The organism is Endozoicomonas sp. SESOKO3, from assembly GCF_024606255.1.
In genome coordinates this window covers 1-1,168 of record NZ_JAHHPR010000415.1, presented here as the reverse complement: position 1 = coordinate 1,168, position 1,168 = coordinate 1, and the positions used below count along the sequence as shown (strand labels likewise).

The following is a 1,168-nucleotide window of genomic DNA, read 5'->3' as shown; positions in this document are numbered from 1 at the left end:
GTTTGGTCTACCTTTCCAATCCGGAAAAACAGAGACTGAATCTTCTAAAATAACGGCTGAAAATAACCCCCCTCCCATTTCTTCAGGTTCCACCTCAAGAAGTGTAAAGCCCTCGCCATCAGATAATGTTGCTGAGATGAGCGTCGCTGACAACCTGAAAGAAAGGGTGGATTCAAGCGGGCAGACGCAGAGCCTGAGGGAAAGAACAATTGAAGATTCTGGTAGTGACGCTGGCGGTACTGTCCTGTCTGCACAAGGTTCAAAACAATGTCATCCGTCCTCTGATGCCTCTGTCTTACGAGCTGACAATGCTATTCTGGCAGTTCATTTCAAATCTTTAGGCACGATAACGCCCTCATACAAACCCTTCCCGGTAAGTGACAGTAATGAGCCCATGGATGAACAATTTGCCAATAAAACGATTGGTTGGCTCCGGCAGCTTAACACATCATACGAAGAGCGGAGCTCAGTCATGACAAGCTTTAATAATCAAGTTCCGTCAATGAACGTAAGTTTTACCCAGTTTGGCAATGGCTTGGTCACGACAATCTTCAATGCTTCTCGTTCGCCAAATGTGCAGGAAGTAAGAAAACGTCTGGGTGTTTTTTATGATGAGGATTATATGCACTATGAACTTCCCAGGCTTTCAAACGGTATTAACCTCTTGCAGCACACACTACCAAAATATTTTGATAGGAGTTACATATCCAGCTTTGTAGCAAAGGATAACGGGCATACACCCAGTGAGTGTCTGAATGCTTTTTTTCATGGCCCTACCATTGCAGACTGTGCGACAACCCTGCTGGCCTGTCAGTATCGAGCCATTGAATCCATCATTGGGACCGACGAATTCAATCGGATCTTTGGTGCACCGGTCGCAAAGTTCAGAATTTCCCGCACGATTAGCAAAAGCTCTTCTAACTTCGCGAATATGGCTGAAAATTTAAGATCGATCGATTTCAGCAACCCTATCCATGATCTGTTTTACAATCTTTCGCACATTGATGAAACCCGCACTGATAGAACTGACAGGGAACTGTCAGAACAGGATATCAAAAAGGGTGATATCATCTACATTGCGGGCGTAGCAGACTACACGAAGAAACATAAAGTCGGTAATGCTACAGGTTTTAATCTGATATGCACCGGGCAAAACAGCAGCGGACAG

Annotated in this window: 1 protein-coding gene; it reads left to right on the top strand. The window is 44.9% G+C overall.

Annotation, left to right across the window (positions count from 1 at the left end):
* Nucleotides 1-136 precede the first annotated feature (136 nt).
* The coding region (locus KDK18_RS07165) for a hypothetical protein (protein WP_257254196.1) at nt 137-1,168 on the top strand (1,032 nt) is incomplete at its 3' end.